The organism is Archangium sp., assembly GCF_045802675.1.
Taxonomy (GTDB): domain Bacteria; phylum Myxococcota; class Myxococcia; order Myxococcales; family Myxococcaceae; genus Archangium.
Genome location: NZ_JBJMQO010000109.1, coordinates 14,366 through 36,594, shown reverse-complemented (window position 1 = coordinate 36,594; position 22,229 = coordinate 14,366). Strand labels below are relative to the sequence as shown.

At 70.2% G+C, this 22,229-nt stretch carries 19 protein-coding genes; 13 read left to right on the top strand and 6 right to left on the bottom strand.

The annotated features are described in order from the left end of the window. The first annotated feature begins 1 nt into the window (after position 1). Both ACJ8AN_RS30655 and ACJ8AN_RS30650 read left to right on the top strand, forming a co-directional pair. Positions 2 to 1,078 carry a dipeptide epimerase gene (locus ACJ8AN_RS30655; RefSeq protein WP_407759069.1) on the top strand — a complete coding sequence of 359 codons (1,077 nt, stop codon included), beginning with the start codon at positions 2 to 4 and terminating at the stop codon, positions 1,076 to 1,078. 75 nt (positions 1,079 to 1,153) lie between these two features. Further along, positions 1,154 to 2,833: an FAD-dependent monooxygenase gene (locus tag ACJ8AN_RS30650; protein ID WP_407759068.1), complete on the top strand. Its 1,680-nt coding sequence runs from the start codon at positions 1,154 to 1,156 to the stop codon at positions 2,831 to 2,833. Positions 2,834 to 3,157: 324 nt separating this feature from the next. Here the strand turns inward: ACJ8AN_RS30650 and ACJ8AN_RS30645 are convergent, their stop codons facing one another. The 4 genes from ACJ8AN_RS30645 to ACJ8AN_RS30630 form a co-directional block, all read right to left on the bottom strand. After that, a complete protein-coding gene (locus ACJ8AN_RS30645) occupies positions 3,158 to 4,012 on the bottom strand; it encodes a DMT family transporter (protein WP_407759067.1) in 855 nt (284 codons plus the stop codon). A gap of 42 nt (positions 4,013 to 4,054) precedes the next feature. After that, on the bottom strand, positions 4,055 to 4,918 hold the full coding sequence (locus ACJ8AN_RS30640; protein WP_407759066.1) for a DUF1206 domain-containing protein: 864 nt from the start codon (positions 4,916 to 4,918) through the stop codon (positions 4,055 to 4,057). Positions 4,919 to 5,051: 133 nt separating this feature from the next. Then, positions 5,052 to 6,536: a putative Ig domain-containing protein gene (locus ACJ8AN_RS30635; RefSeq protein ID WP_407759065.1), complete on the bottom strand. Its 1,485-nt coding sequence runs from the start codon at positions 6,534 to 6,536 to the stop codon at positions 5,052 to 5,054. Positions 6,537 to 6,628: 92 nt separating this feature from the next. Further along, positions 6,629 to 7,393: a DUF4476 domain-containing protein gene (locus ACJ8AN_RS30630; RefSeq protein WP_407759064.1), complete on the bottom strand. Its 765-nt coding sequence runs from the start codon at positions 7,391 to 7,393 to the stop codon at positions 6,629 to 6,631. A gap of 155 nt (positions 7,394 to 7,548) precedes the next feature. On the opposite strand from ACJ8AN_RS30630, the gene ACJ8AN_RS30625 reads away from it, so the two are divergent. The 4 genes from ACJ8AN_RS30625 to ACJ8AN_RS30610 all read left to right on the top strand — a co-directional run bounded on the left by ACJ8AN_RS30625 (position 7,549) and on the right by ACJ8AN_RS30610 (position 12,565). Next, positions 7,549 to 8,049 (top strand): transcriptional regulator, encoded by a 501-nt coding sequence (locus tag ACJ8AN_RS30625; protein ID WP_407759063.1) that lies wholly within the window; start codon positions 7,549 to 7,551, stop codon positions 8,047 to 8,049. 105 nt (positions 8,050 to 8,154) lie between these two features. After that, complete coding sequence (gene grpE, locus ACJ8AN_RS30620; RefSeq protein ID WP_407759062.1) at positions 8,155 to 9,156, top strand: nucleotide exchange factor GrpE; 1,002 nt, start codon at positions 8,155 to 8,157, stop codon at positions 9,154 to 9,156. A 6-nt stretch (positions 9,157 to 9,162) separates the two neighbouring features. Then, the gene (gene dnaK / locus ACJ8AN_RS30615; protein WP_407759061.1) at positions 9,163 to 10,995 is read left to right on the top strand and encodes a molecular chaperone DnaK; all 1,833 of its coding nucleotides are present in this window, start codon (positions 9,163 to 9,165) and stop codon (positions 10,993 to 10,995) included. Between the two features lie 55 nt (positions 10,996 to 11,050). Further along, positions 11,051 to 12,565, top strand: coding sequence for a serine/threonine-protein kinase (locus tag ACJ8AN_RS30610; protein WP_407759060.1), 1,515 nt, complete (start codon positions 11,051 to 11,053; stop codon positions 12,563 to 12,565). On the opposite strand, the gene ACJ8AN_RS30605 is transcribed toward ACJ8AN_RS30610, so the two are convergent. Continuing rightward, positions 12,562 to 13,299 (bottom strand): hypothetical protein, encoded by a 738-nt coding sequence (locus tag ACJ8AN_RS30605; protein ID WP_407759059.1) that lies wholly within the window; start codon positions 13,297 to 13,299, stop codon positions 12,562 to 12,564. The two genes, ACJ8AN_RS30610 and ACJ8AN_RS30605, sit on opposite strands and share 4 nt — an antisense overlap. 247 nt (positions 13,300 to 13,546) lie before the next feature. On the opposite strand from ACJ8AN_RS30605, the gene ACJ8AN_RS30600 reads away from it, so the two are divergent. The 7 genes from ACJ8AN_RS30600 to ACJ8AN_RS30570 all read left to right on the top strand — a co-directional run bounded on the left by ACJ8AN_RS30600 (position 13,547) and on the right by ACJ8AN_RS30570 (position 21,006). Next, complete coding sequence (locus tag ACJ8AN_RS30600; RefSeq protein ID WP_407759058.1) at positions 13,547 to 14,731, top strand: ABC transporter substrate-binding protein; 1,185 nt, start codon at positions 13,547 to 13,549, stop codon at positions 14,729 to 14,731. Then, the gene (locus ACJ8AN_RS30595) at positions 14,731 to 15,660 is read left to right on the top strand and encodes a branched-chain amino acid ABC transporter permease (protein WP_407759057.1); all 930 of its coding nucleotides are present in this window, start codon (positions 14,731 to 14,733) and stop codon (positions 15,658 to 15,660) included. Before ACJ8AN_RS30600 ends, ACJ8AN_RS30595 begins: the two co-directional genes overlap by 1 nt. 8 nt (positions 15,661 to 15,668) lie before the next feature. Beyond that, positions 15,669 to 16,739 (top strand): branched-chain amino acid ABC transporter permease, encoded by a 1,071-nt coding sequence (locus ACJ8AN_RS30590; RefSeq protein ID WP_407759056.1) that lies wholly within the window; start codon positions 15,669 to 15,671, stop codon positions 16,737 to 16,739. Beyond that, on the top strand, positions 16,739 to 17,620 hold the full coding sequence (locus ACJ8AN_RS30585; RefSeq protein WP_407759055.1) for an ABC transporter ATP-binding protein: 882 nt from the start codon (positions 16,739 to 16,741) through the stop codon (positions 17,618 to 17,620). The genes ACJ8AN_RS30590 and ACJ8AN_RS30585 overlap by 1 nt, the downstream gene beginning before the upstream one ends. After that, a complete protein-coding gene (locus ACJ8AN_RS30580) occupies positions 17,617 to 18,372 on the top strand; it encodes an ABC transporter ATP-binding protein (protein ID WP_407759054.1) in 756 nt (251 codons plus the stop codon). The genes ACJ8AN_RS30585 and ACJ8AN_RS30580 overlap by 4 nt, the downstream gene beginning before the upstream one ends. A 148-nt stretch (positions 18,373 to 18,520) precedes the next feature. Continuing rightward, the gene (locus ACJ8AN_RS30575; protein ID WP_407759053.1) at positions 18,521 to 19,114 is read left to right on the top strand and encodes a DUF2381 family protein; all 594 of its coding nucleotides are present in this window, start codon (positions 18,521 to 18,523) and stop codon (positions 19,112 to 19,114) included. Continuing rightward, positions 19,111 to 21,006 carry a serine/threonine-protein kinase gene (locus ACJ8AN_RS30570; protein WP_407759052.1) on the top strand — a complete coding sequence of 632 codons (1,896 nt, stop codon included), beginning with the start codon at positions 19,111 to 19,113 and terminating at the stop codon, positions 21,004 to 21,006. The genes ACJ8AN_RS30575 and ACJ8AN_RS30570 overlap by 4 nt, the downstream gene beginning before the upstream one ends. Positions 21,007 to 21,024: 18 nt before the next feature. On the opposite strand, the gene ACJ8AN_RS30565 is transcribed toward ACJ8AN_RS30570, so the two are convergent. Then, the gene (locus ACJ8AN_RS30565) at positions 21,025 to 22,113 is read right to left on the bottom strand and encodes a hypothetical protein (RefSeq protein WP_407759051.1); all 1,089 of its coding nucleotides are present in this window, start codon (positions 22,111 to 22,113) and stop codon (positions 21,025 to 21,027) included. Positions 22,114 to 22,229 lie beyond the last annotated feature (116 nt).

Here is a 22,229-nt window from a genome sequence, read left to right as displayed (position 1 = left end):
CATGCTCCCGACCCTCATCACCGAACTGAGCTTCGAGCCGCTGGACCTGGCCCTCACCGAGCCCTTCGCCATCGCCACGGGTGCCCCGGACATGGCCAACAACGTGCTGGTGCGCCTGACGCTGGCGGACGGCACGGTGGGCCTGGGTGAGTCGGCGCCCCTCACGGCGGTGTCCGGCGAGACGCAGGCCAGCACGCTCGAGGCGCTCGGCTCCGTGCGCCAGGCCATGCTGGGACGGGACGCGCGCGGCTGGCGGCCCATGGGCACGTGGCTCGGCGAGGCCCTTCCGAAAGCGCCCTCCGCGCGCTGCGGCATCGAGCTGGCGCTGTTGGATGCGCTGGGCCGGCACTACCGGATGCCGCTGTTCGCCTTCTTCGGCGGAGCGGGCACGGGGCTGGACATCGACATGACGGTGACGGCCGGTGACGAGGCGCATGCGGCCTCCTCGGCGCGGGCTATCGTTGCGCGAGGCATCCGCACGCTCAAGGTGAAGGTGGGGGCGCGCTCGGCGGAGGAGGACGTGCGGCGCATGGTGGCCATCCGCCGCGAGGCGCCCCACGCGCGGCTCTTCGCCGACGCCAACGGGGGCTACACGGTGGCGCGGGCGCGCACCTTCCTCGCGGGGCTGGAGGCGGAGAACATCCCCCTGGCGCTCTTCGAGCAGCCCGTGCCTCGCGAGGACTGGGAGGGCATGGCGGAGCTGACGCGCTCGTCGCGGGTGCCCGTCTGCGCGGACGAGTCGGCGCGCACGGTGCAGGACGTGGTGCGCCTGGCGCGCGAGGGCGGGGCGCACGGCATCAACCTCAAGCTGATGAAGAGCGGCGTGGTGGAGTCGCTGGCCATGTGGAACCTGGCGCGCGCGCACGGCATGGAGCTGATGATGGGCGGCATGGTGGAGAGCACGCTGGCCATGAGCAGCGCGGCGCACTTCGCCGCGGGGTTGGGTGGCTTCGACTACGCGGACCTGGACACGCACCTCTTCATCCGCGAGCACTCGTTCCGCGGCGGCCTGACGATGAAGGACGGGCGGGTGGACATCGGCCACGTGCGGGCGGGGCACGGCGTGGACCTGGGCTGAGCGCGCTGGCGGCACCGACCCTCCTGTGCCAGCGTGGCTCGCACGGACGGTGAAGTACCGGCACAGGGGGAGCCCATGTTGGACGCACTGGTGGTGGGAGCGGGGCCCACGGGCCTGACGATGGCCTCGGAGCTGGCGCGGCGGGGCCTGCGCTGCCGCCTGGTGGAGCAGCTGGAGAAGCCCTCGCCGCTGTCGCGAGCACTGGTGGTGCAGGCGCGCACGCTCGAGCTCTTCGACGACTTCGGCATCGCCGACGCGGCCGTCGCCCGGGGGCGCAGGACCGAGTCCTTCCATGTCATCGGCGCTGGGGGCGTGCACGCGCGCATTCCCATGCAGTCCTTCGCGTGGCTGGAGACGCGCTTCCCCTACATGCTCATGCTGCCGCAGGACGCCACCGAGGAGCTGCTCACCGGGCACCTGGGCACCTTCGGCGTGACGGTGGAGCGGGGCGTGGCGCTGGAGGACTACCGGCAGGAGGCGAGCGGGGTGGAGGCCACGCTGAAGCACGCGGACGGCCGGGTGGAGCGGGTGTCGGCACGCTGGCTGCTCGGGTGCGACGGTGCACGCAGCCGGGTGCGCAAGGTGGCCGGCATCCCCTTCGAGGGCGAGACGTACGACGACGCGTGCGTGCTGGCGGACGTGCGCGTGGACGGGACGATGGAAGCGGGCGCGGTGTGCATCATGCCGGGTATGCACGGCGTGGTGGCGGCCTTCCCCATGCCGGGGGAGCGGCGCTTCCGGCTCATCTGCATCATGCCGAGGGACGCACTCCCGCCGGGCGACGACATGGCGCCCCTCACGCTGGAGGAGTTCCAGGGGCTGTTGGACCGGATGGCGCCGGTGCCGCTGCGCGCGAGCGAGCCGCGCTGGCTCTCGCGCTACCGGCTGCACCGCCGGGGCGTGCCGCAATACCGCCAGGGCCGGGTGTTCCTCGCCGGGGACGCCGCGCACATCCACAGCCCCGCGGGCGGGCAGGGGATGAACACCGGCATCCAGGACGCCTACAACCTCGCGTGGAAGCTGGCGCTCGTCACCCGGGGGCACGCGCCCGAGTCGCTGCTCGACACCTACGAGCAGGAGCGCCACCCGGTGGGGCAGAAGCTGCTGGAGGGGACGGACCGGCTCTTCGGCTTGATGGCGCGGGGAGGGCTCGCCTCGCGGATGCTGCGGGCGTACGTGGTGCCGCGCGTCGCGCGAGGCCTGTTCGGCAGCAACCTCGCGCAGCGCCAGATGGCTCGCTTCGTCTCGCAGCTCGCCATCCACTACCCGGACAGTCCGCTGTCCACCGAGCGCCTCTGGGGCGAGGAGGTGGGCGGCGTGCGGATGGACGAGGGTCCCGCGCCGGGGGACAGGGTGCCGGAGCTGCCGGTGAAGGGCGAGGGCGTGACGCGCCTGCACGAGGTGTTGAGAGGCCCCCAGCACACGCTGCTGCTCTTCACCGGACTGGCGCCCGAGGCGGGGGTGCGGAGTGGGCTGGTGGCGCTCGCGCGGCGGCTCGAGGCGGCGTATGGGCCGCTGCTGAAGGCGCGCGTGGTGGTGGCCGGGGAGGGGATGCCGGCTGCCTTCGTGCTGGCCGATGAGGAGGGCACGGTGCATCGCCGCTTCGGCGCCGGAGCGGAGTGCTTCTACCTGGTCCGTCCGGACGGGTACGTGGGGCACCGCGAGAGGCCCATCGACCCGAAGCGGCTCGAGGCGGAGCTCGCGCGGCGCCTGGGGATTCCCCGGGCGGATGATGCGAAGCGCGTCGCGGGGTGAGCCTTTCTACCGTCCGGGCGCAAAACTGTGGGACCACTGCGCCCTTTGAGGGTTTTCACTTCTCACCGGTGAGAAGCGGAAAGTGCCGCCGAGGGTTTTCACTGCTCACCGGTGAGGAGTGGAAAGTGCCGTTGAGGGTTTTCACTGCTCACCGGTGAGGAGCGGAAAGTGCCGTTGAGGGTTTTCACTTCTCACCGGTGAGAAGCGGAATGTGGGCCCGGCGCGGGTTTTCACTTCTCACCGGTGAGAAGCGGAAAGTGCCGTTGAGGGTTTTCACTGCTCACCGGTGAGGAGTGGAAAGTGCCCGAGGCAACCCGGGAACCATCAACCGCGAGCCGGAGTCTCCTCCGGGGGTGACGCGCTGCCGCCTCCGGCGCCCTGCAGGGTGCGCCACGCGGTGGCCAGCAGGATGATGGTGCCGCCCACCAGCGCCCACGTCCCGGGCCGCTCCCCGGCGAAGAGGAAGGTCCACACGGGGTTGAGCACCGGCTCGAGCAGGATGAGCAGTGAGGCCTCCACCGCGGGCGTCTCGCGCAGGCCGCGCTGGAAGAGGGCATAGGCGAGCCCGAGCTGGAACACGCCCAGGAAGACGATGAGTCCGAGGTCCAGCGCGGTGGGCCGGGGGCCGCCGAGCGCGGGCAGCAGGACGCCGAGGCCGGCGATGAGGTTGCCCCATACGAGCACCGCCGAGCCCTCGTCGCCCACCGCGCGCAGACCGAGGATGCAGAAGGCGAAGGCGACGCCCGAGCCCAGCGCCACCGCGTTCCCCAGGAGCTGCCCCGGGGCGAGCTGATCCAGGAAGAAGAGGCTCAAGCCGAGCAGGAACACGGGCACCGCGGCCAGCTCACTGCGCGAGATGCGCTCGCGCAGCAGCAGCGGGGACAGCAGCAGCACGTAGAGGGGCGCGGTGTCCTGCAGGAAGATGGCGTTGGCGGAGGTGGTGAGCTTGTTGGCGCTGATGAAGAGCACCACCGTGGCGGCATAGGCCACCGACGCCGCGAGCCCGCGCGCGGACGGGAGCCGGCGGCCGGCGGGCAGGGCGAGCGCGAGCACCAGGGCCGCGACGAGCGAGCGGCCGGAGGCAATCTGCCAGCCGGACAGGGTGGAGAGCTTCACGGCGGCGCCGGCCGTGGACCAGAGCGCGGCGGCGGCGAGGAGATAGAGGCGGGAGCGGAGCATGGGGGCGCGGCCGGGACTCATACGCCGCCCACCCGGAGAACGCTAGGCACCGAGGAAGCGCCGGTACCGGGCCTCGATGGCCATGTAGACGGCGTAGGCCACGAGGCCCGCGGCCGCCAGCGCCAGCAGCACCGTGCCGTAGGGCTGCGCCGCGAGCGCCCGCAGCGCCCCGTCCAGCCCATGGGCCTTGCGGGGATTGGCGGTGAGCGCCGCCTGCACGAGGAACGCGCCGATCAGCACGAACACCGCCCCACGCGCGAGGATGCCCAGCTTGCAGATGCGCAGGGCCCACTCGGCGCGTGGCAGCCCTTCCAGCCGGAGCTTGGCGCGGAACTTCTCCTTCCAGGCCTTGAGGATTTCCCAGACGCCCAGTCCGGCGATGACGAGTCCCACCACCGCGACGAGGGCCTGGCCGAAGGGCTTCGACATCAGCCGGGCCGTCCAGGACTGGGCGCTCGGGTCCCCGTGGGCGCCCACGCCCCCGGTGCCCAGCACCAGCCGGAAGGCCGCCACCGCGAGGGCGCTGTAGATGGCGGCGCTCACGAGGTAGCCCGCGCGCACGACGAGCCCCTTGGCCCCGGTGCCCTTGCCGTCCGGATCCATCCACGCCTGGATGACGCGCCAGAGGACGTAGCCCACCATGCCCACCGCCACCACGGCGAGCAGCGCCTTGCCCCAGCCCTCCTGGGCGAGCGCGGCCAGCGCGCCCTTGCTGTCCGTCGTCTTCCCGCCCGCGCCGAAGGCCACCTGGAGCGCGAGCACCCCGACCACCGCGTACACCACGCCCTTGGCCAGGTAGCCCAGGCGGGCCAGCCGCTCCGTCCAGGGGTTGTGCAGGGCCCTCGTGCCGAGGCGGTCGCCTCGCTGCTTCAGCTCCGACGCCTTCCGGCCGATTCCGTTCGCCATCTCGCCTCCCTCCCGCCCCGAGCGCCGGCGTCATCGTCCGGCGGTGCGGGGGCGCCTTGGGGAAGGTAGGCACACGCGGCGGCTCATCTCAGGGAGCGCTCGGCCGCACGCACGGTCTCCGGGTCGGCGAGCCCTACGGCGCGCTCACCGCGAACGAGAAGCGGCTGAACACCGGGTAATGGTCCGTGGTGGTGGTCTTGTACGAGGAGATGTACGCGTCGGGCCGTACCGCCTGGGCCGAACTGCTCACGTAGCTCGCCATCAGCTCGTTGCTGACGAGCTGGTGGTCGATGAACTGGGAGTTGCTCACCGTGCTGCGCACGTTGGCGAGCGACAGCGGCCGGGTGACGAAGGTGTAGTCGGCCGTGTCGTCCAGGAAGTTCTGGTACGGCGTGGGCAGGTAGGCGCCGCTCGAGCTCGAGGCGTCCTTGAGGATGGACACGTCCACGTCGTCGTTCCAGTCGCCGAGCACGATGAAGGGCGTGGTGGCCAGCTGCGTGTCCAGGTAGTTCTTGAGGGCCAGGCCCGCGTTGTAGCGCCGGTCGTAGGACGACGTGTCGGTGGACGAGGTCTGCGCCTTCATGTGCAGCACGATGGCCACCAGGTCCACGCTCGCCCCGTTGCGGGTGACGGTGAGGTCCACGCGCAGCGGCGGCCGCGTGCCGAAGTCGTAGTTGCTCGAGGTGAGGATGAGCTGCTTGCCGCGCACGCTGACGACGTCCGGCCGGTAGAGGATGCCCACCTTCTGCTCGCCGGCCGAGTAGTAGGACGAGCCCGAGGTGACGCCGGAGTCGTTGGCCATGAAGCCCGCGAGGCCGGTCTGCTGCTTGAGCGCCTCGAACTCCGTGGCGTCCACCAGCTCCTCGAGGCCCCAGAAGTCCGCGCCCACGTTGTTGATGACCTGCTTCACGTTCTCGAGCTGCAGGGCATCATCCGTGGGGCCGTTGCTCGCGTCGCCGAACCAGTCGAGGTTCCAGTTGGCGGCGCTGAAGGCGAGGCTCGTGCCCCCGCCCGTCGTCCCCGCGCGCACCTCCAGGCCGAGCAGCTTCGAGGCCTGCGCGCCATGCACGTCCTGCACGCGCACGGTGGGGGCGTAGGAGCCGGACGCCTGGGGCACGCCCGAAATCAGTCCGCTCTCGGCCACGGTGAGGCCCGCGGGCAGCGTCCCGCTCGCGAGCGTCCAGCGCATGGGCCCCTGGCCGTCACTGGCCTCGAGTTGGAAGGAGTACGCCTCACCCGCCGTGGCGGCGGGCAGCGCGAGGGTGGTGATGCTCGGAGGCGGGTGGACGAGCAGCTTGTACGTCCGCGTGTCCGTGTCGCCCTCGGCGTCCCGCACCTGCACCGTGAAGGTGTACTGGCTCTGCACCGTCGCCGGCCCCTTCAGCAGGCCGTCGTTCATGTAGAAGGTGCAACCGGGTGGCAGTTTCTCCAGCGAGTACTTCAGCGGTGGAGCGCCCCCGGTGGCGGAGAAGCTCACCTCGAAGGGCGCGCCCTCGGTGGCGTCCAGCTGCTCCAGGTCGGGCAGCTGGACGGGGTCGTGCTCGGACGGCGGGGACCCGGTGCAGGCACCGAGAAGGGTGAGGACGGCGAGCGTCCCCATCAGGCGGGCGAACGGCATGGCTCTCGGGCTCCGGAAGCGGGACCCCGGGGGTCCCACGGGGGGCCTGGATTCTAGCCTGTCCGCTGGCCGGCACAGAAGCGTGCCACGGCCTACGGCGTCTGCGTGGCCAGGATGCGCTTGAGCTCTTCCTTGTCCTTGGAGTACTCGAACGACTCGTAGAGCTTGAAGCCGTTCTCCGGGTCCAGCAGGTGCGGGCGCACCAGGCGCACCGCCTTCAGCCGGTCCTTGGAGAAGCTGAAGATCGACAGCAGCTGCTGCGTCTGGGACACCAGGAAGTACTGGCTGGAGGACGCGTCCGCGAGCACGTTGAGCTGATCATCCGCGAAGGGCTCGTTGCGCACGGCCGTCACCAGCTGGCGCAGCATGGCCTCGGTGATGGGCTGCACCTGGGGCTGCGGCGGCGGAGACTGCGGCGGCGGGGGACGCTGGGGCTGCTGCTGCTGCGCCAGGGGGGCGTTCGTCACCAGCCGGGCCACATCCTTGAGCTCCGTGCGCGCGTCCTCGATCTGCTTCTGCTGCTGCTTGTCCTTCTTCGCGCGGACCGAGGCCTGGGCGAGCTTGTCGTTGATGTTGGCCAGCTGCTGCATCAGCGTCTCCCGGTCCACCACCACCGGGGTGCCCTGCACGGCCGGCGGGTAGCCCGGAGTGCCCGGGTTGCCATTGGGCGGCGGGTAGCCGGTGGTGCCCGGGTTGCCATTGGGCGGCGGCGGGTAGCCGGTGGTGCCGGGGTTGCCGTTGGGCGGGTAGCCCGGGTTGCTGGGCCGGCCGAACGTGGAGGGCTGCACATCCGAACCACCCTGGGCCAGGGCGGGGACGGCCAGCAGGGTGGCCACCGCAATCAGAACCGCTTTCATCCGTTTCTCCGTGGGTGAAGATTGCTTTGCGCGCCGGGCGAGGGTGCAGTCTGATGGGACGGGCCTGCGCTCGCCGGACGGGCTGCTGGAGCCCACTATAGCCGTTGTCCCGCCGCGCTGGCGGCGCGCACTGTCCGTGAGGGAGAGAGAGACCGATGGCCGAGAAATGGGACAAGCAACTGATGGACGTCATCAAGCGCACCGGTGAGGAGCTCAAGCGCTCGAGCGAGGCGCTCAAGACCGAGGCGCAGAAGCTCCTGGTGGAGGTGAAGGATCCCGCCAAGCAGGCCAAGGTGAAGGAGGGCCTGGAGAACCTGCGCACCTGGGCGGTGGCCACCGGCAAGCAGGCCGCGGAGCGCATCGAGGCGACCGCGCGCCAGGTGGAGGACACCATCCAGAAGACCTTCGACGGGATGAACGAGGGCATGCCCGGCCCCACCCCCGGTGAGCAGCCCCGTCAGGCCCCCACTCCCCCTCCCGCCGCCCCGGCCTCCGAGGCCGCGCCCCGCCAGAAGAAGCCGACCGCCAAGGCGGGCACCAAGTCCATCGGCCGCAAGAAGACGGCCAGCAAGGCGCCCGCCAAGAAGGCCGCCGCCAAGAAGACGGGGGCCTCGAAGTCCATCGGCCGCAAGAAGCCCGCCCGTCCGGCGTCCTGAAGGCCGTCCATCTGCTCTGCAAACCTCCACGGGGAGCATAGGGGCGGCCCGAATGCGGCCGCTCCGGGCGTTGGATCAGCCCCCGCCCCATGACATAGTGCGTCCGTGGCCGGCTCGAACCGTGACGAGAAGAGCAGCTTCCATACGGATATCTCCCAGGACGTCATCGACGCGGCGCTGAAGAGCGTCGAGCGCGCCCGGACGCCTCCTCCCGAGGCCGAGGCCGAGGCCGCCGAGGTCGAGGCCGTCGAGGCCGAGGCCGCCGAGGTCGAGGCCGTGGCCGTGCATGAGGCCGTGCGGACGCTGGAGGTGGAAATGCCCGAGGGCGGCGTGACGCTGGACGTGGACGTCCCCGCCTCCGTCTTCCAGCAGGCCGAGGCCGAGGCCGACGCCGACGCCCTGGGCACCAGTGAGCTGCGCGCCGCCCTGCACGAGTCCCACCGCGACCTCGGCGAGATGCGTCAGCAGCTGGACCTGTCGCGCCGCGAGCTGGAGCAACTGCGCACCGAGCTGGAGGAGGCGCGCGGGCAGCTCGAGTTCAGCCAGACCAAGAGCCGCGAGACGATGGAGCGCCTCAAGGAGAGCCACGAGCGCGCCCTGCGGGCCACGGCCGACCTGGAGAACTACAAGAAGCGCGCCCAGAAGGAGAAGGAGGAGGTCCAGAAGTTCGGCTCCGAGCGCCTGCTCAAGGACTTCCTCCCGGTGGTGGACAACCTGGACCGCGCCCTGGAGGCCGCCCAGAAGTCCACCGACTTCGACAGCCTGCGCACCGGCGTGGAGATGACGCGCAAGCTCTTCGACACCGCCTTCGGCAAGCACGGCGTGAAGGTCTTCTCCGCCGCCGGCCTGCCGTTCGACCCACGCCTTCACGAGGCCATGCAGCAGGTGGAGAGCGCCGCGGTGCCCGCGGGCCATGTCCTCTACGAGGCCGTGCGCGGCTATACGCTGCACGAGCGCCTCATGCGCCCCGCGCTGGTCGTGGTGGCGCGTGCGCCGGCGGTGCAGCCGCCCGCGCCTGAAGCCGTTTCAACTTCAACGCCGGAGGGTGGACCCACGGGGGGGACCACCGCCGAACAGACCGGTACCTCTCCCGCGGGGAGCCAGTAGGACGTCATGGGCAAGGTGATTGGAATCGATCTCGGGACGACGAACTCGTGCGTCGCCGTCATGGAGGGCGGTGAGCCCGTCGTCATCCCCAACAGCGAGGGCAGCCGCACCACGCCGTCCATGGTGGGCTTCACCGAGTCCGGGGAGCGCCTGGTGGGCCAGATTGCCAAACGGCAGGCCATCACCAATCCGGAGAACACGGTGTTCGCCGTCAAGCGGCTCATCGGCCGCAAGTTCGACTCGCCCGAGGCCAAGAAGGCCATCAGCGTGAGTCCCTTCCGGGTGGCCCCCAGCCCCAACGGCGACGCCTGGGTGGAGATCCGCGGCAAGGGCTACAGCCCGCCGGAAGTCAGCGCCATCGTGCTGATGAAGATGAAGCAGACGGCGGAGGACTACCTCGGCGAGCCCGTCACCGAGGCCGTCATCACCGTCCCCGCCTACTTCAACGACAGCCAGCGCCAGGCCACCAAGGACGCGGGCCGCATCGCCGGCCTCAACGTGCTGCGCATCATCAACGAGCCCACGGCCGCCGCGCTCGCCTACGGCCTGGACAAGGTCGGCAATACCACCTCCGAGCGCATCGCCGTGTACGACCTCGGCGGTGGCACGTTCGATATCTCCATCCTCGAGCTCAGCTCCGGCGTCTTCGAGGTGAAGAGCACCAACGGCGACACCTTCCTCGGGGGTGAGGACTTCGACCAGCGCCTCATCGACTTCCTGGCCAAGCGCTTCGCCGAGCAGAACAACGGCCTGGATCTGCGCAAGGACCGCATGGCGCTGCAGCGCCTGAAGGAAGCGGCCGAGCGCGCCAAGCACGAGCTGTCCAGCGCCACGGAGACGGAGGTCAACCTCCCCTTCATCACCGCGGACGCCACGGGCCCCAAGCACCTCACCGAGACGGTGGAGCGCAGCACCTTCGAGGCCCTGGTGGCCGACCTGGTCGAGCGCTCCATCGAGCCGTGCCGCGTCGCGCTCAAGGACGCGGGCGTCACCGCGGCCCAGGTGCAGCAGGTGCTGCTGGTGGGCGGCATGACGCGCATGCCGGCGGTGCAGCAGAAGGTGAAGGAGTTCTTCGGCAGGGAGCCGCACAAGGGCATCAACCCGGACGAGGTCGTCGCCGTGGGCGCGGCCATCCAGGGCGGCGTGCTCAAGGGCGAGGTGAAGGACGTCCTCCTGCTGGACGTGACGCCGCTGTCGCTCGGCGTCGAGACGGCCGGCGGCGTGTTCACCAAAATCATCGACAAGAACACCACCATCCCCTGCAAGAAGGGCCAGGTGTTCTCCACCGCCGTGGACAACCAGCCGCTGGTGTCCGTGCACGTGCTCCAGGGCGAGCGCGAGATGGCCACGGACAACAAGACGCTCGCGCGCTTCGAGCTCGTCGGCATTCCTCCCGCGCCCCGCGGCGTGCCGCAGATTGAAGTGTCCTTCGACATCGACGCCAACGGCATCGTGCACGTGAGCGCCAAGGACCTGGGCACCGGCAAGGTCCAGCAGGTGCGCGTGGTGGGCAACTCCGGCCTGTCCGAGGCGGAAATCCAGACGATGATTTCCGACGCCCAGGCCAACCAGTCCCACGACAAGGTGAAGAAGGAGCTGGCCGAGCTGCGCAACAACGCCGACTCGCTCATCTACACCACCGAGAAGAGCCTCGAGGAGTACGGCAACGTGCTCCAGGAGAAGGAGCGCGAGGAAATCAAGGCCGACGTGGACAAGCTCAAGGAGCTGCTGCGCGGCTCGGACCCGGCCGCCATCCGCGAGGCCTACCAGCAGCTGGAGACGAGCGCCTACCGCATCGCGGACGCGCTCTACGCCGACCAGTCCAAGTCGGGCTCCTGAGCCGGGCCGAGCGCCGGGGCGGGCCTCTTCCCGGGGCCCGCCTTCCCGGTGTTCAATGCGCCCCGTGGAATTCCGCTCGCTCGAAGCCGAAGTCGCCTTCCTTCGCGGCTTGAACGCCGTGGTGCGGATGGCCGATGACATCCTCGAGGACTGCTTGGAGCGGGGCCTGTGCCTCGACGCGGCGGTGGATGTCTTCCTCACCCAATGCGCGCGGCTGGTGCATGCCTCGGCGGGCTTCGTCTGCCTCAAGGGCACCGCGCGTCCCGTGCTCACCCGGGTGCTGGGCCAGTTGGGCGTGGACGTCTTCGAGGCCTCGGCCTGGAAGGGCGCCCGCCGCCTGAGCGATGGGCGGATGCTCTTCTGCTCCCCGCTGGCGCTCGGCAAGCTGGAGCTGGGCACGCTGGGGCTGGTGGTGGAGGGGCGCTTCGAGGACGGCGGCGAGCTGGTGATGAAGCTCGTGGACGCCATTGGAGACCAGCTCGACAACGCGGTGCTGGCCTTCCTGTCGTTGACGGATGGGCGGAGCGTCCTCGAACGGCTGGACGACCTGGCGCCCGAGGAGGATCCGCTCACGGGCCCCAGGGGCCGCATCGGCCGCTACGAGCTGGTGACGCCGCTGGGGACGGGGGGCATGGCGCAGGTGCTGGTGGCGCGCACGCGAGGCCCCGAGGGGCTCGGGCGGCTGGTGGCGCTCAAGCGGATTCTGCCCCACATGGCCTCGGACCCGGACATGGTGAAGCAGTTCCTGGACGAGGCGCGCATTGGCCTGCGGCTGAGCCACCCCAACCTCGTCACCTTCCACGACTTCGGCGAGTCCCAGGGCGCGTACTACCTGGTGATGGAGCTGGTGCGCGGGGTGGACTTCGACCGGTTGCTGAGGACGACGCGGCCCTCGGCGGCGGTGACGGTGGCGGTGGTGGTGCAGGCGCTGCACGGGTTGCACGCGGCGCACCTGGCGCGGGGCGAGGACGGCGTGCCGTTGAACCTGGTGCACCGTGACCTGTCGCCCAACAACCTGATGGTGGGCTTCGACGGGCGGGTGAAGGTGCTGGACTTCGGCGTGGCCAAGGCGCGGGCGCAGCGCACGGTGACGCTGCCGGGCATCGTGAAGGGCAAGCCGCTCTACATGTCTCCGGAGCAGGCGAGGGGCAACCGGCTGGACGCGCGCAGCGACCTGTTCGCCATGGGGCTCATCCTCTACGAGGCGCTCACGGGCGAGCGGGCCTTCGACAAGGGGGACGAGCTGGCGTCGATGCACGCCATCTGCGACGACACGCCGCGCCGGCCGGACAGCCTTCCGCGGGCGCTGTGGGAGGTGCTGGAGGTGGCGCTCGAGAAGAAGCCGGAGAACCGCTACGCCAGCGCGCTGCAGCTGGCGGAGGCGCTGGGGGAGGTGTGTCCCGCGGCGCGCGAGGGGGAGGTGGGCCGGCTGGTGTCGGTGCACTTCCCCGAGCGCCTGCGGGGCTTCGAGCGCCTGGAGCGGGTGCACCTGTCCCCGGGGGCACCGGCGGGCACGTCCTCCGAGCCGACGCGGCTGCGTCCCGCCGCGCCGGACCGGTCGGGCCGTTAGAAGCCGCGCTTGTTCTCCGGGTCGTCCTCGCCGCCGAGGTTCAGCTTGCGCACGGTCTCCCCGTCGGACTTGGAGCCCAGGTGCTCCAGGCGGCGCGGGTCGTCGTAGAGCTCGTCATGGACGACGGGCACGTCCTCGTCCGTCATCGTGCGAGCGCGGGCCGACTCCTCCTCGGCGCGCAGCGGCGTCCCCACCGTCGTGTCCATGGGGCCGGCGTGCATCACGGGCCGCTCCACCACCTGGGGGGGGATGGGCATGCCGATGTCCCCCACGCCCCGCTCGCGGTCCTCCTCGGTGAGGATGGGGCTGGCCCGGGCGCCCTCGGTGTTGAACGAGCCGATCTCCTGGTTGCCCAGGTCATCCGTGCGCAGGTCCTCGGGCCGCGAGCCGATGGGGAGGTGGGTGCCCTCGCCCGCGTTGAACCAGGCCGCGTCCGTGGTGGCGTCGGCGCGGGTGACGGGGCGGGTGCCGATGCCCTCGCGCTGGGCGATGGGGCCGGACTGATAGGGCACCTCGTCGGAGAACGCCCGCAGGCTCTCCTTGCCGTGGGCCAGGATGATCTCCCCGTTGCGGATGTCGCTGACTTCCGCGTACCGGACCGAGTAGTCCTTGGGGAAGAAGAGGCCCTTCTCGATGTGGAATTCCGTCTCGCCCACGGCGTACACCTTGCCCAGCTTGTGGCCGTCGACGCTGCGGACCGTCATGCCTTCCTTGAGGTCTCCGCGCTGATACATGTCCGCCTCCTGATGGATGTTCTTCTTCCCGAAAGGTGGGGGCCCCCGGGCGTTCCCGGGAGGGAAGGGCAGGGAAGGCTCGGCGGCCCGGTGGCCCCTCGGGGGAGGGGGCTCGTGACGCGCTGGGACTCGGGGTGGAAAAACGCCGGGGGGGCAACCAGCCGAGGTGTTGCGAGCTTGACCCCCCTTCCGGGTCCCCATAGAAAACCGGGGCTTTTCAGTCGCCCCGGTCCAGGAGATGCCCCGCATGCGCCGTTTCGCTCCGATGCTGCTCGTCGCGCTCGCGCTGTTCGCGGCCGGCTGCAAGAAGAAGACTCCGACTGCCCCCGAGGGGGGCCAGATGGGCCAGCCGGTCTCGGGCGGGGGGGCTTCCGGTGACACCATTCTGCTCGGCGAGGTGGGCAGCCTCACCGGCGCCCAGGCGACCTTCGGCGTCTCCACGCGCAACGGCATCGAGCTGGCCATCAAGGAGGCCAACGCCGAGGGTGGGGTGAAGGGCAAGAAGCTCGACGTGCGCGTCTACGACGACCAGAGCAAGCCCGAGGAGGCCGCCCAGTCCACCACGCGCCTCATCACCCAGGACAAGGTGGTGCTCATCCTCGGCGAGGTGGCCTCGTCCAACTCCCTGGCCATGGCGGAGAAGGCCCAGGCGGCCGGCGTGACGATGATTACCCCCTCCTCCACCAACCCCGCCGTCACGGAGAAGGGCGACTACATCTTCCGCGTCTGCTTCATCGATCCGTTCCAGGGCTACGTGATGGCGAAGTTCGCCCGCGAGAACCTGAAGGCCGACCGGGTGGCCATCCTCCAGGACAACAAGAGCGCCTACTCCATCGGCCTCACCGAGGTGTTCGAGAAGAAGTTCGCGGAGATGGGCGGGACGATCGTCGCCAAGCAGACCTACTCGCAGGGCGACACGAACTTCCGCGGACAGTTCACCGACATGAAGGAGAAGAAGCCGCAGGCCATCTACGTGCCGGGCTACTACAACGACGTGGGCATCATCGCCCGCCAGGCGCGCGAGCTGGGCCTGACGGTGCCGCTGATGGGCGGTGACGGGTGGGACTCGGAGAAGCTCTTCGAGCTCGCCGGCAACTCGCTGGATGGCAGCTACTTCTCCAACCACTACTCGCCGGACAACCCGGATCCCCGCGTGCAGAAGTTCATCGCCGACTACAGGGCGGCCTACAAAGGCACGCCGGATGCCCTGGCGGCGCTCGGCTACGACGCGGCGAAGGTGGCCATCGCCGCCCTCAAGAAGGCCCCGGACCTGAGCGGCCCGGCCATCCGGGATGCCATCGCCCAGACGAAGGACTTCCCGGGCGTGGCCGGCACCATCTCGCTGGACAAGAACCGCAACGCGGTGAAGTCCGCGGTGGTCCTCAAGATTGGCGACGGCAAGACGCAGTTCGTCACCACCATCAATCCTTAATGGCCCAGCTCCTCCAGCATCTCATCAACGGCATCGCCGCCGGCACCATCTACGCGCTCGTCGCGCTCGGCTACACGATGGTGTACGGCGTGCTCAAGCTCATCAACTTCGCCCATGGCGACGTGATGATGGTCGGCGTGTACATGGGCTACGCCACGGCGTTCGCGCTGGGGCGTCAGGCGCAGAGCTCGCTGTGGGGCGTGGCGGTCATCTTCCTGGTGGCCATGGGCGGGTGTGCCCTCCTGGGCTTCCTCATCGAGCGCTTCGCCTACCGGCCGCTGCGCGACAAGCCCCGGCTCACCGCGCTCATCACCGCCATTGGCATCTCGTTCGCGCTCTCCTACGGCTTCCAGCTGGACATCGGCTTTTTGCCGGGCTCGGCGCCGCGCGCCTTCCCCCAAATCATCAAGCCCGCGCAGTGGTTCGCCCTGGGCGACCCCGAGTTCCCCGACGTGGTGCTGTGGAACTGGCAGATCATCTCGCTGCTGGTGGCGGTGGGGCTGATGGTGGGGCTGCAGTACCTCGTGTACGGCACGCGTTTCGGGCGGGCGATGCGGGCGGTGTCCTTCGACCACCGGGTCGCGGCGCTGATGGGCATCCCCACCGACCGGGTCATCTCCGTCACGTTCATGATTGGCAGCGCGCTGGCCGCGGGAGCGGGCCTGCTGTACGCCATCAAGGACACCTCGGTGAGCCCGCTGATGGGGCTGTACGTGGGCCTGAAGGCCTTCGTGGCGGCGGTCATCGGGGGCATCGGCAACGTGCCGGGCGCCATGGTGGGGGGCCTCTTGCTGGGGCTGGTGGAGGAGTTCGTGGTGGGCTACGGCGCGAGCACCTGGCGTGACGCGGTGGCCTTCGGCTTCCTCATCCTCGTGCTGCTCGTCCGGCCCGGAGGCCTCTTCGGCCGGGTCGCGGCGGAGAAGGTCTGACGCCGCGCATGGAAACCGCCGCCGCCGTGTCCTCTGCCTCCGACAAGTCCTCGTCCCGGGTGCCCGCGGGGCTCAAGGGCATCCTCCCCGTGCTGGTCGCCCTGCCGGTGCTGCTCCTGGTGGAGTGGCTGCTGAGCGACTCGCCCTTCGCCGTCTACCTCCTGTCCATCATGGGGGTGAACATCATCCTCGCGGTGAGCCTCAACATCGTGAACGGGATGACGGGCCAGTTCTCCATCGGCCATGCGGGCTTCATGGCGGTGGGGGCCTACCTCGCGGGCGTCACGTCGCTGGCGCTCAAGGACGTGGCCCTCTCGTTCCTGCCCGTGGCGGTGAGTGACCAGGTCTTCCTCCTGGTGGCGCTGCTGGTGGGCGGCATCTGCGCGGCGCTCGCGGGCTTCCTGGTGGGCCTGCCGAGCCTGCGGCTGCGGGGCGACTACCTGGCCATCGTGACGCTGGGCTTTGGCGAAATCATCCGCGTGGCGGTGACGAACACCGAGGCCTTCGGGCGGGCGCTGGGCCTGAGCGGCATTCCGCAGACGTCGTCGGTGGCCATGGTGGGCTTCTGGGTGTTCCTCGTGGTGCTGGTGGCGCGGCGCATCGCCGGCTCCAGCCACGGCCGCAGCCTGTGGGCCATCCGCGAGGACGAGGTGGCCGCCGAGGCCATGGGCGTCAACACCACCGGCTACAAGGTGCGCGCCTTCGTCATCTCCTCCTTCTTCGCGGGCGTGGCCGGCGGCCTGTTCGCCCACTTCGTCCCCATCATCAACCCGGGCTCCTTCACCTTCGTGAAGTCGATGGAGATTGTCGTGATGGTGGTGCTGGGCGGGCTGGGCTCGACGACGGGCGCCATCGTGGCGGCGGTGTTCCTCACGCTGCTGCCCGAGGCCCTGCGCTCGCTCTTCACCGAGTTCGGCGGTGGGGGCAGCCTGGCGCAGCAGGTGGACCAGATTCGCATGCCCGTGTACGGCCTGCTGCTGGTGGTGCTGATGCTCTCGCGCCCGCAGGGGCTGTTCGGTACGCGGGAGCTCTGGGAAGTCATCCCGCGGTGGATTCCCCGCCGCCGGAAGGGAATGTGATGAGCGGCTCCCCCCAATCGATTGAAGGGCTGGCCAGCCCCCCGCTGCTCGAGGCGGTGGGGGTGAGCATCCAGTTCGGGGGCCTCAAGGCGCTCTCGGACTTCAACCTCGCCATCCACAAGGGAGACCTGCAGGGGCTCATCGGCCCCAACGGCGCGGGGAAGACGACCGCGTTCAACGTGCTCACCGGCGTGTACCAGCCCACCCAGGGCGAGGTGCGCGTGGCCGGGCTGCGGGTGAACGGGCGGCTGCCGCACCAGATCAACCACCTGGGGCTGGCGCGCACCTTCCAGAACATCCGCCTGTTCCGCGCCCTGACGGCGCTGGACAACGTGAAGGTGGCGTGCCGGGCGCAGGCCTTCGAGTCCGGGGGCGTGGGCCTGGGCGCGAAGCTGCGCGGCGCGATGAGCAACTACGCCGACTGGTGGCGCGCGCTGCTGCTCACCCCGGGCTTCCAGGCCGAGGAGCGCGACCTGACGGCGCAGGCCGAGCGCCTGCTGGAGGTGATGGGGCTGGCGCACCGGCGTGACGAGGAGGCGCGCAACCTGCCCTACGGCGAGCAGCGGCGGTTGGAGATCGCCCGCGCGCTGGGCACGCGGCCCAAGGTGCTGCTGCTGGACGAGCCGGCGGCGGGCATGAACACGCGCGAGAAGGCGGACCTGATGGTGCTCATCCGCAAGCTCCGGGACGACTTCAACCTGGGCATCCTCGTCATCGAGCACGACATGAAGCTGGTGATGGGCATCTGCGAGAGAATCACGGTGCTCGACCACGGCGAGATGATTGCCCGGGGAGCGCCGGCCGAGGTGCGCAATGACCGCAAGGTGATTGAGGCGTACCTGGGTGACAGCTACCTGGAGTCGCACGGAGGCGCGGCGTGAGCGAGGCGCAGGTGAAGTGGCTGGGCGAGCGCCAGGAGTTCCCTCCGCTGCTGACGGTGGACGGGGTGAAGGTGTCCTACGGGGCCATCCAGGCGCTCCGGGGCGTGACGCTGAAGGTGGGCAAGGGCGAGGTGGTGGCGCTCATTGGAGCCAACGGCGCGGGGAAGACGAGCACGCTGCGGGCGGTGAGCGGGATGCTCAAGCCGGTGGGCGGGCGGATTACCTTCGGGGGCGAGGACACGACGGGGGCCAAGGCGCACACGCTGGTGCCGCGGGGCATGGCGCACGCGCCCGAGGGCCGGGGCATCTTCCCCAACCTGACGGTGCTGGAGAACCTGGAGCTGGGCGCGTACCTGCGGGACGACGCGGCGGGAATCGCGGCGGACCTGGAGAAGAGCTACACGCTGTTTCCGCGGCTGAAGGACCGGCGCAAGCAGCAGGCGGGGACGCTGTCGGGAGGCGAGCAGCAGATGCTGGCGATTGCCCGCGCGCTGCTGAGCCGGCCGAAGCTGCTGCTCCTGGACGAGCCCTCGCTGGGGCTGGCGCCGCAGGTGACGGAGACGATCTTCCGGAATCTGCGGGAGGTGAACGCGGCGGGGGTGAGCATCCTGCTGGTGGAGCAGAACGCGCACCTGGCGTTGAACTTCGCCCATTACGGCTACGTGCTGGAGACGGGCGAGGTGGTGATGGCGGGACCGGGCAAGGCGCTGTTGGAGAGCCCGGAGATCCGCAAGGCGTACCTCGGCGAGTAACCACACTCCCTCGCCCTCCGGGAGAGGGTCGGGGTGAGGGTAGCTCGCCTCCCACGTTGTTCCGCCTGTGTTCCCGAGCGCCCGAGGAACGTGCGCTGACCTGACGGCAGAAGACTGCTAGCATGGAGTGACCGGGGAGGTAGGTCACGTGTTCGCAGCGCTTCTGAGGTGGGTGCCGGTGTTGGCGATGGGGGTGGCGGTGGAGGCGTGGGCGGAGCCCCGGGAGCCGGAGGAGTTGCGGGCGGTGCTGGCGCTCGTGTCGGACGCGAGCGGGGCGGATGCGAGGGGGCGGGAGCCTCTGCCGCGGAAGCCCGAGCAGGCGGAGCCCGAGGAGCCGCGCGAGCCCTCGGACTTCGTGAAGCTGCTGCTGTCGGGCGCGTTGGAGCCGGGGACGAAGCTCGTCGGGAACTGGCTCCAGGCCACGGTCTTCTCCGAGGGCGTGGAAGCGAATCCACCCTGGTTCTACCGATTGGGTGAGCAGCGGGTGGTCACCCTCCTGCTTCACAATCCCGAGGGAGCGGCTCCCTGGGCGCCCCGGGTGGTGCGGCTGACGAGTGAATCGCTGGGGCCGGGACCCGTGACGCTCGTGGCCCACATGCGCGTGCCCCAGCTCCTGCCGGGTGAGACGGGTTGGGTCGTCCTGGAGTGGCCCCTCGAAGAGGAACTGGAGGCTTTTCGGCTGGAAGTACGGGACCGCGAGGCGGGCCGCGGGTTGAGGCTGGTGCGGGACGGCCGCCGATGAACGAGAGCGCATCCTCTCCGGCATCGTCTCAGCTCGAGAGCGCGGAGACACGGCCTGTCGACGAGGTCTTCCTGCGCTGGTTGCAGCCGGGAATGAGCGTGGGCCCGTGGCGCATCCTGCGGCGGTTGGGGCAGGGCGGTTATGGAGTGGTGTACCTCGCCGAGGACACGCGGCCGGTGTCAGCCGGGGGCGTGGCGGGGCTCGTGGTGCTGAAGCTGGCCATGGGCCGGACGCGGGACGGGGATCCCCAAGCGCGGCGTAGATTGCTCCGGGAAGGGGACATCCTACGCCGGGTCGTGCATGCCCGGGTGGTGCGGTGCCTCGGGCAGGGCGAGCACCAGGGCGTGCCCTATCTGGTGCTGGAGTACGTGCCGGGTCTCGACCTCTACGATTGGTCGGCCGCGCGCAACGGGACGGCGCGGGAGGTAGTCGGTCAGGTGCGTGCGCTCGCCCAGGCTCTGCACGCCGTGCATGAAGCCGGGGTGCTCCATCGAGACGTGAAGGGCGGGAACGTGCTCGTTCGCGAGCCGGATGATCAGCCGGTGCTGTTGGACTTCGGAGCGGGGGTCCACGAGGGGGCCTCCACGCTCACGGGGACGCCGCTGCCGCCGGGCACCGCGCACTACCGCAGCGCGCAGGCGGTGCATTTCCTCCTGGAAGGCCACGACCCGGCCGAGGCCCGGTATTGCTTCACGATCTCGGACGAGCTCTACGCGTTGGGCGTCATGCTCTACCGGCTGTTGACGGACGAGTATCCCTTCGCGCCCGAGTTCCTTCTGCCCCTGCTCTACGAGCGCATCGAGGAGGTGGAGCCCACCGCGCCGGAGCTGCTCAATCCACGGGTGCCGCGTTCCGTGAGCGCGTTGACCATGCGCCTGTTGTCGAAGAGGCCGGAGGAACGAGGGGCCAGCGCGCAGGAGGTGTACGAGGCCCTCCGGGCGGCGATGGCGGATGGGGATGCCCGGTGGGACGGCCTCCTCTTCGAGTGGGATGACGGCCCGTCCACCCACTCGCGGTCTACGGAAGAGACGGAGTTCCTGGGCCCCGCTGCACCCGGGCACGAAATGGCGCTCATCCACGTCTCCGCACAGCGACACGAGCTGAAGCAGAGGCAGAGGAGACAACGGGCTCTGCGCAAGCGCCCCCGTCCCTCCGAGTCCCTCACGCCCGCCCCTTCCACGGTCCCGATGCGTGGACTCGGATGGCCGGCCAGGAGGGTCGCGTGGAGGTTGTTGGCCGTCACCTGTCTTGTGGGACTCGTGTGGTTCACTCGTGAAGTGGCGCTGTCTCGCGCTGCTTCGCTGGTGTCTCTCACGAAGGATGGTCCACCCATGAAGACAGAGAAGGCTCGCAGTGCCCCGTTGCAGGAACAGGCGGATGCCGGTCCCACGGTGAAGGACAAGGCGCAGGGGCTGGAGTGGTGCGCCGCGGCCGCCGCCGCCGGTCTGGTCCTCTCCGCGTGTGCCTCGGTTCCGGCGCGTCCCCCGGAGCGGGATTGCCCGAAGGAGGCGCGCGCGGCCATGAAGAAGCTGCACGTGACGCTGGGCGACGAGTTTGGCCTGGTGCTCGACGTCAATCGTCCAGGCGGTGCATCCGACGTCTCGACCTTCCGGGACGGTCCCGTGGTGAGCGTGTTGCCGGAAGGCTACCGGAGCATGCCCCCGGGGACGTTGGTGTACGGCCAGCTCTGGGTGAGTGGGAATCGCATCCTCGGGCACTGGGACCGCGCGAAGCTCCCGAGTGGGGAAATCATCCCCGTGTGCTTCGCGCTCGGCGGAGACATCGAGCGCAAGCCGGGCATCCCGAAGCTCTGGGGCAGCAAGGAGCCCGGGACGGTGGAGATGGCCCGGGAGGTGGGCATCTGGGTGGTCAAGCGCTTCGAGTACGAGTAGCGCACGCGCACCGGCGCTTCAGGGCAGGAAGCCGAGCACGCTCACGCCGTGGGGCCCCACCGAGAACGCGGCGACGCCCGGAGCGTGAGAGGCCGGCCGGTCCTGGAGCCAGAGGAAGGCGCCCGCGCCGATGAGCGCGGCGCCCACGCCGGCACTCACGCCCGCGAGGGTGCGCTTGGTGCTGGCACTCTCGCGGAGCTGGGCGATCTCATCGAGCTGGTTGAAGGCCGGGTAGGCGTTGTCCTTGTAGAACGTGTTGGATCTGGCCACGTCGCTGTTGCTCGAGAGGGCGAAGAAGCCCGCGAGCCCGAGCGCCACCACGCCCACGCCCGCGGAGGCATAGGCCGCGGGCCGCCTCCAGGAGGGCGCGCGGCTCGAGGTCTGCACGGCGATGGGCTCGAGCGGACCCGCCTCGACGGTCGCGGGCGGGAGCTTGGCGTTGGCAATGGACTCGGGCGGGGCCGTGTCCGGAGTGGGCTCGGAGGGCTGAGGGGAGGGCGGGGGAGCTTCCGTGAGCGTCGGGGACGGCGGCGGCCTGGTGGCGGGGGGGTTCTCTGGGAGCGCGGGCTTGAGCTGCTTGTGCAGATTGGAAAGGGCCGCGCGGACGAGCGTTTCGGGCAGGTCGCCGTTGTTGGTCTTCTGGGTGGTCAGCTGTTTGACGAGCTGGCCGTGGGAGTCCACCACGAGCCCGTGGACGACGAACGTGGTCGGTGTGCGGGTAATGGTGATGAGGAGGGCCCGGCTGGCCTGGGTGGCGGTGGCGAGCCTGCCGAGACACTCGGACTGGGCGGCCTCCCTGGCCTCTTTGGCCTCCTTGGCCTTCGCGGCCAGCGCGCACGACTTCCTGGGCTGCTTCTCGAGGAAGGCGAGGACCTGGTCTGCCGGCACGAGCGGCACGTTGCCGAACTCCGAGGCGCAGGCGGCCTGGTATTTCTGGAGCAACTCCTTGTTCTTCTCGCCCTCGACAGCGCAGGGATGCAGGGCGGCGATATCCAGCGGGGCGGGAGGCGCGGCCGGAGCCTGCTCGGGCTCCATGGCCTGGGCGGCGGGCGCGAGCAGCAGGCCGAGCGCGAGGAGGAGGGAGCGCGAGGAGGAGAGATGTTTCACGGTGAACCTCGCGAGGGCGGAAGGGGCTCGCGGAGCGGAGGAACGAGGGGAGCTGGCCGAGGGGCCGCAACCTTCCGCGAGTAGGGAGCCCATGCTATCCACCGTGGGAAGGCCGT

What these genes read in the sequence shown, in the direction of transcription:
- ACJ8AN_RS30655 (WP_407759069.1), top strand. Translation starts at nt 2, where the DNA reads ATGCTCCCGACCCTCATCACCGAACTGAGCTTCGAGCCGCTGGACCTG.
- ACJ8AN_RS30650 (WP_407759068.1), top strand. Translation starts at nt 1,154, where the DNA reads ATGTTGGACGCACTGGTGGTGGGAGCGGGGCCCACGGGCCTGACGATG.
- ACJ8AN_RS30645 (WP_407759067.1), bottom strand. Translation starts at nt 4,012, where the DNA reads ATGCTCCGCTCCCGCCTCTATCTCCTCGCCGCCGCCGCGCTCTGGTCC.
- ACJ8AN_RS30640 (WP_407759066.1), bottom strand. Translation starts at nt 4,918, where the DNA reads ATGGCGAACGGAATCGGCCGGAAGGCGTCGGAGCTGAAGCAGCGAGGC.
- ACJ8AN_RS30635 (WP_407759065.1), bottom strand. Translation starts at nt 6,536, where the DNA reads ATGCCGTTCGCCCGCCTGATGGGGACGCTCGCCGTCCTCACCCTTCTC.
- ACJ8AN_RS30630 (WP_407759064.1), bottom strand. Translation starts at nt 7,393, where the DNA reads ATGAAAGCGGTTCTGATTGCGGTGGCCACCCTGCTGGCCGTCCCCGCC.
- ACJ8AN_RS30625 (WP_407759063.1), top strand. Translation starts at nt 7,549, where the DNA reads ATGGCCGAGAAATGGGACAAGCAACTGATGGACGTCATCAAGCGCACC.
- dnaK (WP_407759061.1), top strand. Translation starts at nt 9,163, where the DNA reads ATGGGCAAGGTGATTGGAATCGATCTCGGGACGACGAACTCGTGCGTC.
- ACJ8AN_RS30610 (WP_407759060.1), top strand. Translation starts at nt 11,051, where the DNA reads ATGCGCCCCGTGGAATTCCGCTCGCTCGAAGCCGAAGTCGCCTTCCTT.
- ACJ8AN_RS30605 (WP_407759059.1), bottom strand. Translation starts at nt 13,299, where the DNA reads ATGTATCAGCGCGGAGACCTCAAGGAAGGCATGACGGTCCGCAGCGTC.
- ACJ8AN_RS30600 (WP_407759058.1), top strand. Translation starts at nt 13,547, where the DNA reads ATGCGCCGTTTCGCTCCGATGCTGCTCGTCGCGCTCGCGCTGTTCGCG.
- ACJ8AN_RS30595 (WP_407759057.1), top strand. Translation starts at nt 14,731, where the DNA reads ATGGCCCAGCTCCTCCAGCATCTCATCAACGGCATCGCCGCCGGCACC.
- ACJ8AN_RS30590 (WP_407759056.1), top strand. Translation starts at nt 15,669, where the DNA reads ATGGAAACCGCCGCCGCCGTGTCCTCTGCCTCCGACAAGTCCTCGTCC.
- ACJ8AN_RS30585 (WP_407759055.1), top strand. Translation starts at nt 16,739, where the DNA reads ATGAGCGGCTCCCCCCAATCGATTGAAGGGCTGGCCAGCCCCCCGCTG.
- ACJ8AN_RS30570 (WP_407759052.1), top strand. Translation starts at nt 19,111, where the DNA reads ATGAACGAGAGCGCATCCTCTCCGGCATCGTCTCAGCTCGAGAGCGCG.